Consider the following 16588-nt stretch of genomic DNA (forward strand, 5'->3'; position numbering starts at 1 on the left):
TCTCAACTAAATTCCAGGCCACTTAACGATACTTTGCAAAAAACTAGGCTCAACCAGGTTACAGGTTGTAGGTTATAGGTTGTATATTACAAGTTGTATGTTTTTAGTTACATGCTTTAGGTTGTAGGTTACAGGTTATAACCCACATTCCAGATGTCACTGTCTTGATGCAGTCGCTCATGGTTTGGGTTCTGTGTGCGGAACTTGCTTCCGCACCTGTCTTGATGCAGTCGCTCATGGGGGAAACCCCCAAGACCGCGCTGCATCGCTGTAAGCCCCGTGGAAACCCCCGCATGAAGGCGCTGCATCGCTAGGCGAATTTAATTCGCCACGGGTCGCACCTGAGGCATCGCTCCTAAACTCCGAAACGTGAGTCTAGCTTACTTCTGACTTCTGACTTCTGACTTCTGACTTCTGACTTCTGACTTCTGATTTCTTACTTGCGCGTAGCGCTATAAATCCGACCAATGGGTGATGGAGTGACCAATCAATTCTTGTCAATGGTCGAGAGCCTTTTGAACCAAGATCGGAATTTGGGAAGGGCGTTCAGCTACTGGGATTCTCCCTTGCTTAAATACTGCCACTTTTTCCTGTGCCGTAGACATTTTAGTCCTATTACTCATAGCCTCTGGTAGGTGAGTCAAAGCCAATGCACTAGGGTTATAAATTAGTTGTGTCTCTGGTGTATAGCGTCCCGCAATGTAGGAAATCACTGGTTTATGGATTTCCTGGGCTATATACGCGGCGGCGGCCACGTCTTCGTAGCCGCCACCAGTCTGATCAACTAGGACAATAACGTTTGTAGCTTTATCTTTTTCCAAAACCTCTAGCCAATGGCTAAATGAAGAACCAACAATTGCTTCACTGCCAAGGTTAATAGCGATTGACTGTCCTAGGTTAGCTTGAGTTAAGCCTAAAGCCACTTCGTAGATCAGATAACTACCACGGGTAATTAATCCCACTGAGCCAGGGGTGTAAAATTCACCCTCGTGAGTCCCTAGCAAAACTTTTCCTGGAACAATAATCCCAGAACTGCTCGGACCAAGAATAATTGTCTTAGTAGCTTGGGCAATAGCTAGTAACTCAACCATATCCAAGGGAGGAATACCACCAGTAACTAGAATAATTTGCCCTATCCCAGCATCTATCGCTTCCAAGGCAACATCCTTTACCTGGTAAGATTCTTCAAAAATAATGGTTGTGTCCACAGCATCGACATAATGGCAAGCCTGCTCTACTAAATCAAATACAGGAATGCCATGTAAGGTTTGCCCTCCCTGACCAGTGCTAACTCCAGCTACTATATTGGTGCCATAGGCTTTCATTCGGGCAGCGTAGTACAAACCTAGAGGTTGTGTAATTCCTTGTACTAACACTTTGCTATCGGTACTCAAGTTCATTGGTGATTGATCCTTATTCTTTTGTAGTTTGTCAATGATCAATGATCATTAATCATTTTTAGTTGCCAGAAGACTCTAGCTAATCAAAAAGGATAAGGAACAAGCGATGCAGCGCCGACCTGCGGGGGTTTCCACGGGGCTTACAAGGTGCGGACGCAGGTTCCGCACACAGAACCCAAACCATGAGCGACTGCATCAAGACAAAGAATTGTAACTGAGCACTGACGCACTCAGCTATATGACTAGGTTAGGACGTCGTGACCCCTTTCTGGCAAGAGATACAGCTTCATTGACTGCCTCATCTAAGTTGTCTGTAAAGTGTACCGGGAGCTGAGCCAAACGCTGTTGAATCGAGTGAAAATTTGTCCCAACTAAACGGATCACAAGGTGAGGTCTCTCAATCCCAGAGGCTGAACGAGGAGATTTGCCTTTAGATAACAGGTCTTGGTGGAGGGAGCGAAGGGGATGACTAGTGGAATTTTGCTCCTGGTTCTCTGAATTGAGTACAGGTGTTTCCCCTCTTTGAGACAGTAGATAGTTGGCAATCATCTCAGCTGCGGCATTACTGGTAGCCCTATTGCTCAAGATATTCACTAAGACCACTTTAATCCCTTCAGATGTGGTTAGTTTTCGTAAAGCCTCTTGCAGTTCCTCTATCGCACCAGGAGTTATTGGCCAGTATTGGTTAGAGTTGATCGTTGGAACCAGATGACACTGTCTTGGTTTACCATTTGCTTGGTATACCATATCAACTGTTGTTGCAGCTAGACACATGCTGTTGCAGATAATCCCGATGTTGCCGTTGAGATCACGACCGTTGAAATTATGGCTTGAGTTAGTGGGCATGTCTTGGTAAGACCCGCTCTCAGCCATGGTCGATGTCAAGTTGATCAAATCCTGATGACGTCTCAGAGCCTTGTCGTTGATAGCAATCCTGCCATCAAGAGCCATGAGTTCACCAGTCGGGCTAACACCGAGGGGATTAATTTCCAGTATGTCCAAATCTTTTTGGACAAAAAGTTGGTACATTTTATTAATAATCCCACTCACTGACTCAATCAGATTACCATGAAGTCCCATTTTGATGGCAAGACGCCGCCCATAGAAGGGTGAAAAGTTTTGCTCGACCACAACCTTTTGCATATCGCTGATCAAGGTTTTGGTGTCCATACGCCCTTGGGAAGAACCCAGTAGCACAGGACGGGCCAAGTTGTAGTCTAGGAACACGGCTAGATAAAATTCTTGTTCAGCATTGTAACGGGATTCTGCTAGCAGTACTTGAGGATGCTTACCCAGAATCGGGAGTTTGAAAATTGCCCTAGCTGCTGCGATCGCATCAATGGTATTTTCTACACACCGGATCCGACGAGCTGGGTTATCTCCATAAGTAGATACTTGAGATTTGAGCACCACCGGATAGGGAATCTGTAATCCCTTGATGTCGGTAGGATGGTCAATGCGTTGAGCAGGCAAAACCGGAATGCCAATCTCACGGAATAATTCTTTAGCCTGGTATTCTAACAGATGCATGATTTGCCAACAATCCTAAGCACGACGTTTCAAATCTTTTGCCACTTGGTCAATGCCTTAGAAACACTTCGGTGAAAGTGTCTACCAGCTGAAGCGGCCTTAAATTGGTTATTGAAAACAGGAAAATTCTTCCCCGAGTAGCCCCTAGGTAGGATAGGTAGAAGGGAAGCAGGTATCGATCGCTGTCTTGATGCAGTCGCTCATGGGGGAAACCCCCGCGTGAAGGTAATGGTGCGCTTGACCCGTAATTTAATTACGGGTCAAGCGCACCTCTGCATCGCTGAGTTATTAATCCATGATAGAAGTCAATAGTTGATAACTCCAGATCACCGCCGCAGCCAGATCAGGGCACCTGTTCGTTGATGGTTCTAGATAAGTGTCGATCTAGGAATGCTAATGGTGAGGTTGCCAGTCTAGAAGCAATCAAAGATGACTGTGTAGGTCCTTGCTTCTTTGATTCTTCATAATTCCCGCCTAACCGCTATAATTCTTCACTGTTGCCTTAATATCTCACCAATTCCTGCCTAACTACTGGAAGCATAGGAGGATATTTTGGGTTATGATTAGGTACCTTGTCTTGATGCAGTCGCTCATGGGGGAAACCCCCAAGACCGCGCTGCACCGCTTTTTGGTATTCCTGGCTTTCCTCCTGCTACAGGCAATGGATTCTAACCAGTTCACCCCTGAGTCTAACCAAAGCAACAATCAATCAATGGATTCTGACGTTGCAGCCCACCCTTGGGACGAACCACTTTCTGATCCCGAGGCTCAAACCGATGAGCCATTCTCTGAAACACTACAACCCCATGAAGGAAATTCTAAAAGTACGTTTCTTTTGTTGGTGGTGGTGGGCATGGGATTAGGTCTAGTATTTTTAACCGGCGGCTTTTATGTTTTTACCCGTCCCTGCGTATTTGGGTCTTGTACTGTACTGAATGAAGCTCAGCTATTGAGTAAAAAGTCAGCAGACACCCTGAAAACACCCAAATCGGGAAAGGACATTCTCGAAGCTCAGAAGCAATTAAAGACAGCGATTGAAGGACTCAAAGCAATTCCGTTTTGGTCAATGAAGCATGAAACAGCACAAGAGTTGCTCCAAGCCTATCAAGTTAGAGGTAAAGACCTAGATCAGTTAGTGACAGCCATGCAAATGGCAGCAAGGGCAGGTCATAAAGGGAAAAATCCTCCCCATAAGGCATCAAAGTGGATAGCAATTCAAAAACTGTGGCGAGAGGCAATTGCCCGCCTTGAACAAATGCCTAAGGAGAGTAGCCTTAATGCTATAGCGCAACAAAAAATTAAGCTATATAAGGTCAATTTAGACGAAGTTAATCGGCGATTAGTCAAAGAAAGACAGGCTAATCAAATTATGAAAGCGGCGAAGAAAGCGGCTCAGATTGCCCAAGCTCGCCAGGGTGTAGCCCAGACTTTAGAGGAATGGCAACTAGTCTATAGTACTTGGAAAACCGCATTAGACCGTCTCAACCAAATTCCTAAAGCAACAACGGTTGAAGAGGACAAGCAACGACTGCAGGAATTCTATAAAACCAATCTGGCCAGGGCGCGCGATCGCAAAACCCAAGAAAAAATTGCTACCAACGCCTACAATCAGGGACTACGTTTGGCTCAGTTAGCTCAAAAAGCTCAGGGAAAGCAGCAATGGTCGGTGGCTGCGATTCATTGGCGCAACGCTTTAACTTACGTGAAGCAAGTTCCCAACTCCACATACTACCACAAAAATGCACAGTCTTTAATTGAGCCTTATCAAAACGCCCTTAAGGCAGTTCAAAGCAAGTTGCAGTTGCAGGTAAAGTTAAAACAAATTGGTGGTGATCTTGAACAAATCTGTACTGGGGAAACTCGAGTTTGTAATTACACCATTGATGAAAGTCTGATTAAAGTAGAATTAACACCTACTTATATGTATCAGGTCAGACAAACAGCCATTACGGCTCAAGTCAGAGGTGATGTAGAGGCTCACGCTGGCATCGTCAATCACGTATTGACTTTAGAAGATGCCCTCAAAGGGATTAGCTATAATTCCGATATTCCTATGGAAATCTATACCGCTGATGGAGCTCTGATTCAGGTACACAATCCTGGCACTTAGTTAGGAGAACTGTGAAGTAGCAAACATAATCTTTAACACTGGGTTAACCTAAATTAACCTTAAGTAATATCATGAAAGAAGTTACACATTGAGATTAGAAGCATTGTTATCTGAGCCCCTACCTCAAGTAAAGTTTCCTGCTAGTGTTTTCAAACTGACAAATGGCTTGAATGTCATTCATCAATACCTAAGCGCTACACCAGTAGTAGTGGCCGATGTGTGGGTTGGTGCTGGTGCGATCGCAGAACCAGAGGAATGGTATGGCATGGCTCACTTCTTGGAACACATGATTTTTAAAGGCACCGAGACCATTGCTCCTGGTGTGTTTGACTATGTGATTGAAAGCCACGGTGGTGTAACGAATGCCGCTACTAGCCATGACTTTGCTCATTTTTTCGTAACCAGTGCTTCTGAGTACTTAAAACACACCCTGCCTCCCTTGGCAGAATTACTCTTGCATCCTGCTATTCCTGAAGAAGAATTTGTCCGGGAACGGTGTGTGGTGTTAGAAGAAATTCGTGGCAGCTACGATAATCCTGATTGGGTGGGATTTCAGGCTCTTTCTGAGAGCGTTTACCAACGTCACCCCTATGGCAGACCGATTCTGGGTACTGAAGCGGATTTGATGGCTCACTCTCCCCAACAAATGCGCTGTTTCCACCAATGCCATTACCAGCCAGAAAATATGACTGTGGTGATTGTAGGTGATATTGACCAAGAATCAGCATTAACTATAGTTAACCAGTCATTTCAAGATTTTGCTTCCCCCAGTGATTGTCCTAAACCAGAGGTGATGGCTGAAGCACCATTTATCGGAATTAGGCGTCAGGAACTAAACTTGCCTCGCCTGGAACACGCACGTCTATTGATGGCTTGGCACGGACCAGGGATAGATGAGCTTGGGGATGCTTGTGGTTTGGATTTACTCTCTGTGCTTCTGGCTGATGGACGCTCTTCTCGCTTGGTAAGAGAATTAAGGGAAGAGAAACAATTAGTGCAAGACATTGGTAGTAGCTTCTCTTTACAGCGTGATTCGAGTTTGTTTACTATTACGGCCTACCTAGAACCCGAGTACCTGGAACAGGTAGAAGCAATAATTAGGGAACACCTGTGGCAATTGCAACAGACACCAGTGTCAACCACAGAACTCAAACGTTGTCAACGTCAGCTCTATAACGACTATATTTTTTCCACAGAATCTGCTGGTCAACTTGCTGGTTTGTATGGTTACTACAGCACTATTGCTACAGCACAAGCAGCCTATAATTATCCGATTGAAATTCAAAAGCTAACAGCTAATGACGTAATGCAATTAGCGCAGCGGTATCTTTCTCCCCATCGCTATGCTATCACAATACTCAACAGTATAGATTAAAGTATAGCTTAAATCGTCACTCATTGTTAGATTCAAAAGCTGACATCTTCAGACGTAATGTACTTATTAGCTGATACTGTATCTTTATACCTATCGCCTGAGCTATCATAATCCTCAACAGGATAGCTTTTATCGTAACTAATTAAAACTAATTAAAACTAATTAAAGGTGGTAACTCTTCACAAAGGCATGTAGTAAAAGTACAAATTCGTGCATTGAAATTTTGAAAATTGAAAATTGCCTAAAACCTAAGACTATCGAGCCTAAGACTTAAGACTATCATGCCTAATATCACACTAAAGCAACAACAGAATATCCATCGCACAGTGCTAGATAATGGCATCGTGGTAATTGTAGTTGAAAATGCTGCTGCTGATATCATTGCCAGCCGTCTATTTCTTCGGGCAGGTAGTCAGTGCGATCCATCAAACCAAGCTGGGCTATCTCACCTGGTCTCAGCAGTTATCACCAAGGGAACCCAAGAATTATCCTCCATAGACATTGCCGAACGAGTGGAGTCTATGGGGGCTCAACTTGGTGCTGATGCAGCTAACGATTATTTTCTACTCTCCCTGAAAACCGTTGCAGCTGACTGGTTTGAAATGTTACAGCTAGCAGGACAGATTTTGCGATCGCCTAGTTTCCCAGATGCTGAGGTAGACCTAGAGAAGTACCTAACTATTCAAACTATTCGTGCCCAACAGGAGCAACCCTTTAACATTGCCTATAAGCAATTGCGACAGGCAATGTATCAAGACCATCCCTACGGCTTTTCGGTGTTGGGAGAAGAAGCTACGGTATCTACACTGGGTCGAGCTGACTTAGAACACTATCATCAGAGTTATTTCCGCCCTGATAACCTCATAATTAGTATTGCAGGTCGTATTAACTCAGAAGATGCGATTAAGCAGGTGGAGCAAGTGTTTGGGGATTGGCAAGTTCCCGATACACCCCTGAGCAAACCCTCCTTACCCTCCCCGATTGCAAAACCCTGCCAAGTGACTACTGCCCAAGAGACGCAGCAGTCGATTGTGATGCTGGGTTATCTTACCTCAGCCATACAAGAGGCTGACTTTGCTACCCTCAAACTCCTCAATACCTACCTGGGGAATGGTCTTTCTAGCCGCTTGTTTGTAGAACTCAGAGAAAAGCGGGGTTTAGCCTATGATGTCTCAGCATTATTCCCGACACGCCAGTCGGCTTCTACGTTTATAGCCTACATGGGGACAGCACCGGAAAATACAGAAACTGCCCTGGTTGGTCTGGTTACCGAAGTAGAACGTCTTTGTTCTCAACAACTGAGTCAGGATGAATTGCAAGTTGCCAAAAATAAGCTTCTTGGTCAGTATGCACTAGGTAAACAAACCAATGGTCAGCTAGCTCAAGTCTATGGCTGGTATGAGACCATCGGGCTAGGAGTTGAGTTTGATACCCTGTTTCAACAAGATGTGACAAAGGTTACTCCAGAGATGGCTCAAACAGCAGCTAATCGCTATTTCATTGAACCTTATATTTCTCTAGTCGGACCCGCTGTTGCAATCAACTTCCTTGGTTAACAGAGCAAAGCAAAAACTTGAGGTCTCCTCTGGTTAAAACACGGGGGAGACCTCAATCTATTGTTGTCAATAAATCCTCTTGAATCGATAAAGTTAAATTAAGTCGTGACAAGATTTAATTAGCTCTAAAGATATGGATTCTATAGACACCACTAACAGCATTATCGGTATAACTATCTTTGGATCAGTAGCCCTTAGCTTAGGGAATTTGCCAGCAGTTGCCCTTGAAGCCAATGCCGTTGTCCCAAAACTGGCTCAAGCAATTACCTCAGTCAAAATCAACCGACCAACTCTCGACATTGGTAGTGAGGGGGAAAGAGTATCTGAATTACAAGCAGTGCTTAAATTATTGGGGTATTACACAGGAGAGGTAAATGGGTTTTATGGAGATAATACTGCGATCGCTGTCTCCAAGCTCCAACAACAAGCGGGTTTAACTCCCCATGGCATCATGGGAGCTGCTGAATGGAGTCTTCTGTTTCCGAGCATCCCACCCAATCCAACATCCTCAACCTCTACTTCAAATCCCTTACCCTCAGCAAGTAGAACACCACCAACCACCTCTGATGGCATCTCAGCTTCATCGTTTCCTAGGCCTTCCATCACACAAGCTATTACCCAAAGCACCACAACTCCTCCCAACCCTTCCTCCCCAGCAAGTACCACTGGCTTTGGTAATCGCACTACCACAACAGGCAATCCGGTTATTGTCGAGAGAAATAAGCCTAGCGCTATAACTTTACCAATTCTCCGACAAGGTATGCGTGGTCCAGCAGTTCAGCAATTGCAGAGGCGACTGAAATCTCTTGGTTTTTTAAAAGCCACAGTGGATGGGGTATTTGGAGAGGTTACAAAAGCCGCAGTACAAGCGGCTCAGCGCAAGTTCAAACTAGAATCTGATGGCATTGTTGGTCCTGCTACTTGGAATGCTTTGCTACGTTGATGAAATTTTTGGCGTTGCTGAATAATGCAATGATTTTAAGAGCTTTGTGGAATGGGCATCTTGGTGGAATGGGCATCTTGGTGGAACTGGCATCTTGGTGGAACTGGCATCTTGCCAGTTTCATGCTTATTTCCGAGCGGGCAGGATGCCCACTCTACTCCTATTCATTCAACGATTCAGCAACTCCAAATTTTTGTTGAACGCGATGGACGAAGTCCCGCTTTCAGCGATCGCGTGGCCGTTCGCGCAGCGTAGCCCAAAGGGCTAATCGCGCAGCGTGGCCTACGGCCTTAAGGCCATGGTTGACGATTGAAAGTGAAAAGTTAACAGTTAACAGTTCACTAATCAACCGTCAACAACACATTAGTTATATTTGTCGTTATATCGTGTCCGGTTGACTACTTATCATGCTTGATTGATATTACTGCTTTGCTTGTTTCTGCTGTTTGAGTTCGTGCTTCAATAGGGAACTAATTCCTAAAGCTCCCAAAGCTAAAATTCCTAGGGTAGCAGTAGGTTCGGGAACTCTTTCACTTGTAGACAATGAGAGCTCAGCACGAGATACAATGGCATCATCTCCATAAAATACCGGAATTTTGCCACCATTAGCATTAAATACGTTCTCGATTTCTCCTGAGTCGTAAAATTCCAGTAAATTTAAAGACACCGATTGCTTAGTTCGTACTGGGAGATTGCGGATCAGATCAATAATAATAGTATCCAATCCTCTGATCCCAAATACATCGGTAGTAATCAGGGCATTGTTTGGTGTCAGGTCTAAAATTAGTTTCGCTTGCAATAAGTCATTTATTGATGTTGCCAAGTCAGAAAAATCAAAGCTCCAACTGGTATCTTCATCAATCCCATTACCAAGGGTAGTGTTATCCCCAGTCCTTTCTATCGTAAAATCGCCGTTTTGTAGGGTTTGACCAATACTGGCATTTAGTATTGTTGAAGGAGTTGAGCTCCCAATCGCTTCAGCTGTGAAATCAAGACGACTAGCTAACGCTTTTCCAGGAATTAAGCAACTGCTCAAAACCACGGTAACTGTAGCCACTGATAACCCTTTTAAACTAACCATGTTGATGCCCCCAAACCAAAAATCACGTTAGTGTTAATGGCAAAATAACCATATTATACTCCGCTCACGAGAATTTGGTAACAAAACAAGGGATACTCCAGATAAAGATTTATGAAGTCCTTTCTAAGCATTCAGGCATCAGAAAATAAAGGACTTTAAGCCCCTTTACTTCAGTCAAGGGGTGCTAACGCTACTTTTTCTAGATTTCTGGGAACTCTGTAAATGTAACTCAAATGCGATTTGTCAGTCAAGCAGGATGGCACAAGCAAATGATATTCAAATCTTTAGCCCAAGGGGTTTCCAAGGTTTCTGGGAAAGTTCCCCTTCGCCTGATCTTGGTCATACCATTTGTCCTGCAAATCTTCGCAGCTGTGGGACTTGTGGGATATCTGTCCTATAGAAACAGCAAGAGAGCGGTTAATGATGTTGCTACTCAACTGCTTGAAGAAGTCAATGCTCGGGTTGAGCAGAATTTGGAATCTTACCTAACCATTCCTCATGTAGTAAATCATATTAATGCCACTGCCATCAATCTAGGTCAATTGAATTTGCAAGATATTCCTCAATTAGAGCGTTACTTTTGGCGGCAGCTTCAGATCTTTAATACCCTGACATTTACTGGATTAGGCTTAGAGAATAAAGACAACCTAGGAGCAGAACGATTAGATGATGGTACACTGATACTAAGAGTTTCCAGCAAAGCTAGCAATCATATTTTTTACTCCTATTCTACTAACGAATCTGGGGAGCGATGTAGCGCGGTCTTGGGGGAAATTCCCATGAGTGACTGCATCAAGAAGCGTCAGAAAATCCTAGACAGTATTAAATTTGATCCGCGCACTCGACCATGGTATAGAACTGCTGTCAAAGCTGGTCGCTCAACTTGGAGTGAAATTTACCCCAATACTGCTGGGATAACTGCCTATCTCGGTGCATCAATGCCATTTTACGACAAACAGGATCAATTGCAGGGGGTACTCCTAACCAATATAAATTTATCACAAATCGGCAATTTTTTAGGCAGTCTAAAGGTTGGCAAAACTGGACAAGTTTTTATCATTGAACGTTCGGGAATGCTCGTGGCAACCTCTACCGGTGAGAAGCCTTTTCACACTACTCACAAAGACTACGGAGCCGAACGAGTTAAAGCAACGGATAGTAGTAATGCTTTCACTAAAGCTACGGCTCAATATTTATCAACCAAGCTGAATCAAAAACAACCAATTCAACGTTTACAGCAATGGGAATTTGCTGTTGACGGTAAACGAAAATTTGTACAAATACAGCCGTTTCAAGATGAGTTTGGCTTGGATTGGTTGATTGTGGTAGTCGTGCCAGAAGGGGATTTCATCGAACAAATCCACGCCCATACCCGCACTACTATTGCCTTATGCCTAGTAGCATTGTTACTGGCAACAGAAGTTGGAATCGTTACATCCCGTTGGGTTGTCCGGCCTATCCTCCAACTGAAGGATGCAGCCATTGCTCTAGAGAAGGGACAATTTGACCAAATTGTCAACCAGGAGCGCTCCGATGAGCTTGGGGTTTTGGTTAAGGCATTTAATAACATGGCAAGACAATTGCAAGAGTCCTTTGCCACCCTAGAAGCCAAGAATACTGAATTGCAGCACCTCGATCAACTGAAAAACGAATTTTTAGCCAATACTTCCCAAGAACTCCGCACCCCCCTCAATGGCATGATCAGCATTGCTGAATCCCTGATCGATGGTGTTGCAGGACAATTGCCCTCCAAAGCAAACGCTAATCTTGCCATCATTGCATCTAGTGGAAAAAGACTAGGGAATTTAGTCAACGATCTCCTGGATTTTTCGAAGCTAAAACACAAACATCTTGAACTTGAAATTAAGCCAGTCAGTCTGCGAGAAATAGTTAATCTCGTCCTTGGACATTCCAACTCTCTAATTGGGGAAAAATCTTTGAAGTTAATTAACTCAATTCCTGCTGATCTGCCCTTGGTCGATGCTGACGAAAATCGGCTGCAACAAATTTTTTATAACTTAATCGAAAATGCTATTAAGTTTACTGAATCTGGTAGGGTGGAAGTATCAGCTGAAAAGTTACCCGTTAGCAATGACGAGTTACCAATGTTAGTTATTACTGTCTCAGATACAGGAATTGGTATTCCAGCAGATAAATTAAATCGGATTTTTGACTCCTTTGAATCAGTAGATTGCTCCAGGACTAAAAAATATGGCGGGAGGGGTTTGGGATTAGCGGTTACTAGACAGTTAGTCGAGTTACACGGTGGCAAAATTTATGTGCGATCGCGTAGCTTGCCAGAAGCACAATTTCGCCTGGGAGGATCCCCTAAGCGATTGCAAAATAAGTCTGGTTCCCAGTTTACATTTACTTTGCCAGTGTCTCAGAGGCAGGTTCAGCAGACCTCAGCACTTTTGCAAATTGAATCAATCGCTCCAGTTCCGGATTTGACGAATGAAACCCCGAACTTTACTGGAGCCTTAGCAGCAGACAGTGGATATATCAAAATTTTGATTGTGGACGATGAACCAGTCAACCGCCAGGTTATTAGCAATTATCTTTCCATGGAAAACTATGCGATCGCTACAGCCACTAATGGTTTAGAAGCTTTAGAAATGCTCTCAACTGGCTTCCAGCCTGACTTGATCTTACTGGATGTGATGATGCCCCGCATGACGGGCTATGAAGTTTGTGCAAAAATTCGCCAGAAATTTTTGCCCAGTGAACTTCCGGTGATCATGTTAACCGCCAATAATCAAGTTTCCGATTTGGTAGAAGGGTTTACTTTTGGGGTAAATGATTATCTGACTAAGCCTTGTTCTAAACATGAATTGTTAGCCCGAATTAAAAGTCATCTACGGCTTTCTAAAATTACCTCGGCTTATGGTAAATTTGTCCCCCATGATTTTTTGCGCTTCCTAGGATATGAAAGTATTGTTGATGTTAAATTAGGGGATCATGTTCAAAAAGAAATGACTGTTCTTTTTGCTGATATTCGCTCTTTTACTAGCCTATCAGAACAGTTATCTCCTCAAGAAAATTTTAATTTTATTAATAGCTATCTGAGTCGAGTTAGTCCAGCAATCCGCGCTCACAACGGTTTTATTGATAAGTACATTGGAGATGGAGTTATGGCACTTTTTCCTGAGTCAGCGGATGATGGGGTTCAAGGTGCGCTTGAGATGCAACAAACAGTGGCGCTCTACAATCAGCATCGGTGCAAGAGTGGTTATCTTCCGATTACTATCGGTATTGGTTTACATACAGGTAGCTTAATGCTAGGAACCATCGGTGAACAAAAGCGGATGGAAAGCACGGTTATTTCTGATGCAGTTAATCTTGCTTCCCGCTTGGAAGGATTAACCAAACTTTATGGTGCAGGGATTATGATTAGCCAACAAACCCTCTATAACCTGAATCAGTTTCAAAAGTACAGTTATAGGTTTCTGGATCGAGTCAAAGTTAAGGGAAAAAATAAACCAGTGGCAGTATTTGAGCTATTTGATCAAGATCAGCCGCAACTCAAGGAGTTAAAAAGAAAAACTAAGAGTAACTTTGAACAAGCTGCTTTTCTCTACCATCGGCAAGCTTTCGCCCAAGCTGAACAGATATTTCAGTCAGTTTTACAAACCAATCCCCAGGATAAAGCAGCCATGCTCTATGTCAAACGCTGCCAAAGGTATCAAAGCTATGGGGTGCCAGAGGACTGGGAACGGGCAGAAGTGTTGCATGAGTAATAGTTTGGCGTTGCCCAATTGTTTAATATAGCAATTCTCCTAGCTATGAGGTACAAATCTCTGGGTTTTAGGGAGCAGGGAGCAGGGAGCAGGCAGCAGGGAGCAGGCAGCAGGGAGCAGGGAGCAGGCAGCAGGGAAGAGGGAAAAAATAATCTATACCTCATAACTGCGATAAACGCTATCATTTATGAACCTAACCGAAACAACCGGACACGATATCATTATTTTTTATCACTAAGTAATCATCTAGATTTGATAAGCACTCGGACATAAAATCTTGGCTTGCTGATTAACTATCCTTAGGATAATTCCGTCAAAGACACCAAACTATTGACCAAAGTATGAACACTCTGATCTGATAAATCCACAATCGGTAAGGTTGATACTACATTTCCATAACACTTACTAATTGAGCGGCGGTAAGATGGATCATAATGAGTTTCAAGCAAATCTCCTACCAAAGCATGACCTTGACCCCCATCAATCATCTCATACCACTGGTTAATTTTTGTCCAGCCATAGCGAGACCTTAGAGACTTTAGCTTACCTTTGCAAAACTCAGGGTTAGTACCCAAGTGAGGATACTCTTGCAACAACCATTCAATTCGACGTGCCAGGGGTAACTCAACTTCCAGACAACTAGCATCCTTCATGTTTTGCCATACTGCATGAGGCAAATAAATTTGTCCAATCTTATTGCTTTCTGCTTCTACCCATACTGGCTTATCGACATCAAAGCGTTGCAATTTTTCCAATAGCAGGGATTCAAACCATTTTTGTGACGGTTGAGATAATGGTTCACCTTCCCACTCTTGACCCAGCAGGGAACCTCGATGATTGGCTAACTCTTCCAAATCCAGCACCTGGACACCTTGCTGAGCAAGTTGCCGCAAGATCAGGGTTTTCCCACTACCGGTTAGTCCACACAATACCCGGTAAGTAAACTGTTGTGGTAACTGTTCTAATTCTTCCCTTACATAAGCTCGATAGGTTTTGTATCCCCCGTCGATAACTGTAACTTGCCAGCCAATTTGAACTAACACCGCTGCCAAACTCTGGGAACGCTGTCCACCCCGCCAACAATAGACCAAGGGATGGTAATTTTTATCCTTAGCAGCAAAGTGACTTTCCAGATGTCGAGAGATATTGCCAGCAACTAGAGAGGCACCAATTTTACGAGCTTCAAAAGAAGACACTTGTTTATAGATAGTCCCTACCTTAGCCCGTTGCTGATCATCGAGCACAGGTAGATTAATCGCACCTGGCATATGATCCTCAGCAAACTCACTCGGGGAGCGCACATCAATAATTTCACTGTAGTCTTCTTTCTTTGGCTGCTGGGTATAGTTATGCGATCGCTGCATTCGATGTTCAATTCTGTGTTTCGTGACATACTGTACATCATAACTGCGAAAAACGCTATATAATTCAATTTTGTTGTATCATGAATAGTTAAAATTTACTACTCTTTTCTAATTCTTTATAGGAGCATTTTCATGATATCTCCCCCTATTAAAAGACCCCAGGTTAGGAGCATGTCACTTATGCATAAAATTTGGACTAAAACTAAAGCCCCCTCATGGGTTTTAGCTTGCTGTGATAGTACCTATAGCAATCCTCAATCATTTTTTCCATCAGCAAAATATCAATTTCTTGCTGGGGAAGGGTTATAGCGATTCGGTGCAGTCGAGGCTATCGCGATTCGGCGTAGCCGACGCTACGGGAACGCTTCGGCCACTATATTTCACGAATCAGATTGGCCTTTTGGCCACGCTACGCGATCGGATTGCTATAGTTAATATGGTCTACAACTTTGACCTGCTCCCCTTCTAGATTATCAGACTTCGCCCCCTGAACGGTTACAGGAAACTTCTGATACAAGCTCTGTACTAATCCAATTTAGCTGAAATAAATTATTGTCTAAATCTGACTTAGGACGCAATCGCACTAAATAAAAACCGTCGGTTTCTATCACAGAAGTTGTGTATTTGTCAGTATTAATTTGACAAAAATAAATTGGCAGACTAGAACGATTAAATGTGGTTAAATAGACATCATAATTAGTGAGTAATAATGGATTTAATGTCAGACTCAAAGAGTAACCTTTATAAATAACTCCATAGACAAATTCATTATTGGGGTCTCCCACAGGTAAAAATTCTTTTCTAACCCATTCTTTAGGTAGCCATTTCTTGCATACTAGAATGGTGAATATATAGTAATTAAGAAATCGATAAAAAATATTATCTTGTGCTATTAATTTGGGCAAGTAATTGAAGTAATTGTTAATATGGCTACTATTAACTGATTCAGTATTGATAACTTGATTATTATCCACACTAACAGCAGGCAAACTGACTTCGTTGTACCAATTATAATATCTTAAACCTAAATTATATTTTCCCGGTTCCAGTTTTAGTTCCTGCCATTGTTCCTGAAATTTTGGCTCATGAGATGCTATGTATTTGACAGGTTTGCCTTCAGGAAAACTATAGATACCTATACTCCATGACTGAGCTGAAGCCACACAAGAACTGATGTCAATTTTTAAAGATTCTTTTACTGGAACGGGTTCTGTAGTGGCAATAATGGCGTGGACATTCCATCGAGGACCAGTAGTTAAAATATAGGATAGTACCAGAGGCTGTTTTAGCAGTTCTTCAGAAACAAATCGCCATTTATAAACTTCTTTTTTGGTTGAGTCTGCTATTTTTTTATTGGTTTTGGTTTTCTTTTGAAAAAGAATGGGTATAAGTCCCTTAACAGCTTTATAAAATATCAAAGATAACAATGCTAGTGGAATTTCCCACCAGAGTTGGAAGAATAAAAATTTTTCTTTAGTTTCCATTATCAAAT

At 43.1% G+C, this 16588-nt stretch carries 13 protein-coding genes; 6 read left to right on the plus strand and 7 right to left on the minus strand.

Annotated features, from left to right (window positions below; genetic code table 11):
* Window positions 1–128: 128 nt before the first annotated feature.
* The 3 genes from F6K52_RS09210 to F6K52_RS09220 form a co-directional block, all read right to left on the minus strand.
* Window positions 129–266: a hypothetical protein gene (locus tag F6K52_RS09210; RefSeq protein WP_293076634.1), complete on the minus strand. Its 138-nt coding sequence runs from the start codon at window positions 264–266 to the stop codon at window positions 129–131.
* Between the two features lie 231 nt (window positions 267–497).
* Window positions 498–1400 (minus strand): CoA-binding protein, encoded by a 903-nt coding sequence (locus tag F6K52_RS09215; protein WP_293076636.1) that lies wholly within the window; start codon window positions 1398–1400, stop codon window positions 498–500.
* Between the two features lie 234 nt (window positions 1401–1634).
* Complete coding sequence (locus F6K52_RS09220; RefSeq protein WP_293076638.1) at window positions 1635–2930, minus strand: ATP-grasp domain-containing protein; 1296 nt, start codon at window positions 2928–2930, stop codon at window positions 1635–1637.
* 580 nt (window positions 2931–3510) lie between these two features.
* Here F6K52_RS09220 and F6K52_RS09225 point away from each other — a divergent pair.
* From F6K52_RS09225 to F6K52_RS09245, 5 genes are all read left to right on the plus strand, one after another.
* On the plus strand, window positions 3511–5040 hold the full coding sequence (locus tag F6K52_RS09225) for a hypothetical protein (RefSeq protein WP_293076640.1): 1530 nt from the start codon (window positions 3511–3513) through the stop codon (window positions 5038–5040).
* Window positions 5041–5128: 88 nt separating this feature from the next.
* Complete coding sequence (locus tag F6K52_RS09230; RefSeq protein WP_293076642.1) at window positions 5129–6415, plus strand: pitrilysin family protein; 1287 nt, start codon at window positions 5129–5131, stop codon at window positions 6413–6415.
* 281 nt (window positions 6416–6696) lie between these two features.
* Complete coding sequence (locus tag F6K52_RS09235; protein ID WP_293076645.1) at window positions 6697–7971, plus strand: pitrilysin family protein; 1275 nt, start codon at window positions 6697–6699, stop codon at window positions 7969–7971.
* Window positions 7972–8104: 133 nt separating this feature from the next.
* A complete protein-coding gene (locus tag F6K52_RS09240; RefSeq protein ID WP_293076647.1) occupies window positions 8105–8914 on the plus strand; it encodes a peptidoglycan-binding protein in 810 nt (269 codons plus the stop codon).
* A 51-nt stretch (window positions 8915–8965) separates the two neighbouring features.
* A complete protein-coding gene (locus F6K52_RS09245) occupies window positions 8966–9169 on the plus strand; it encodes a hypothetical protein (protein ID WP_293076649.1) in 204 nt (67 codons plus the stop codon).
* A 166-nt stretch (window positions 9170–9335) separates the two neighbouring features.
* Here F6K52_RS09245 and F6K52_RS09250 read toward each other — a convergent pair whose 3' ends face one another.
* Window positions 9336–9995: a hypothetical protein gene (locus tag F6K52_RS09250; RefSeq protein WP_293076651.1), complete on the minus strand. Its 660-nt coding sequence runs from the start codon at window positions 9993–9995 to the stop codon at window positions 9336–9338.
* A gap of 269 nt (window positions 9996–10264) precedes the next feature.
* On the opposite strand from F6K52_RS09250, the gene F6K52_RS09255 reads away from it, so the two are divergent.
* Window positions 10265–13732 (plus strand): response regulator, encoded by a 3468-nt coding sequence (locus tag F6K52_RS09255; RefSeq protein WP_293076653.1) that lies wholly within the window; start codon window positions 10265–10267, stop codon window positions 13730–13732.
* Here F6K52_RS09255 and F6K52_RS09260 read toward each other — a convergent pair.
* From F6K52_RS09260 to F6K52_RS09270, 3 genes are all read right to left on the minus strand, one after another.
* On the minus strand, window positions 13684–13896 hold the full coding sequence (locus F6K52_RS09260) for a hypothetical protein (protein ID WP_293076655.1): 213 nt from the start codon (window positions 13894–13896) through the stop codon (window positions 13684–13686). The genes F6K52_RS09255 and F6K52_RS09260 overlap by 49 nt on opposite strands.
* Before the next feature lie 135 nt (window positions 13897–14031).
* Window positions 14032–15096, minus strand: a complete 1065-nt coding sequence (mnmH, locus tag F6K52_RS09265; protein ID WP_293076656.1) for a tRNA 2-selenouridine(34) synthase MnmH — start codon at window positions 15094–15096, stop codon at window positions 14032–14034.
* A gap of 473 nt (window positions 15097–15569) precedes the next feature.
* A complete protein-coding gene (locus F6K52_RS09270) occupies window positions 15570–16580 on the minus strand; it encodes a DUF6208 family protein (RefSeq protein ID WP_293076657.1) in 1011 nt (336 codons plus the stop codon).
* Between the last annotated feature and the right edge of the window lie 8 nt (window positions 16581–16588).

Source organism: Moorena sp. SIO3H5, assembly GCF_010692395.1.
Taxonomy (GTDB): Bacteria; Cyanobacteriota; Cyanobacteriia; order Cyanobacteriales; family Coleofasciculaceae; genus Moorena.

What these genes read in the sequence shown, in the direction of transcription:
- F6K52_RS09220 (WP_293076638.1), bottom strand. Translation starts at nt 2,930, where the DNA reads ATGCATCTGTTAGAATACCAGGCTAAAGAATTATTCCGTGAGATTGGC.
- F6K52_RS09250 (WP_293076651.1), bottom strand. Translation starts at nt 9,995, where the DNA reads ATGGTTAGTTTAAAAGGGTTATCAGTGGCTACAGTTACCGTGGTTTTG.
- F6K52_RS09240 (WP_293076647.1), top strand. Translation starts at nt 8,105, where the DNA reads ATGGATTCTATAGACACCACTAACAGCATTATCGGTATAACTATCTTT.
- F6K52_RS09235 (WP_293076645.1), top strand. Translation starts at nt 6,697, where the DNA reads ATGCCTAATATCACACTAAAGCAACAACAGAATATCCATCGCACAGTG.
- F6K52_RS09260 (WP_293076655.1), bottom strand. Translation starts at nt 13,896, where the DNA reads ATGAGGTATAGATTATTTTTTCCCTCTTCCCTGCTGCCTGCTCCCTGC.
- F6K52_RS09215 (WP_293076636.1), bottom strand. Translation starts at nt 1,400, where the DNA reads ATGAACTTGAGTACCGATAGCAAAGTGTTAGTACAAGGAATTACACAA.
- F6K52_RS09255 (WP_293076653.1), top strand. Translation starts at nt 10,265, where the DNA reads ATGATATTCAAATCTTTAGCCCAAGGGGTTTCCAAGGTTTCTGGGAAA.
- F6K52_RS09245 (WP_293076649.1), top strand. Translation starts at nt 8,966, where the DNA reads ATGGGCATCTTGGTGGAATGGGCATCTTGGTGGAACTGGCATCTTGGT.
- F6K52_RS09210 (WP_293076634.1), bottom strand. Translation starts at nt 266, where the DNA reads ATGCAGCGCGGTCTTGGGGGTTTCCCCCATGAGCGACTGCATCAAGAC.
- mnmH (WP_293076656.1), bottom strand. Translation starts at nt 15,096, where the DNA reads ATGCAGCGATCGCATAACTATACCCAGCAGCCAAAGAAAGAAGACTAC.
- F6K52_RS09225 (WP_293076640.1), top strand. Translation starts at nt 3,511, where the DNA reads ATGCAGTCGCTCATGGGGGAAACCCCCAAGACCGCGCTGCACCGCTTT.
- F6K52_RS09270 (WP_293076657.1), bottom strand. Translation starts at nt 16,580, where the DNA reads ATGGAAACTAAAGAAAAATTTTTATTCTTCCAACTCTGGTGGGAAATT.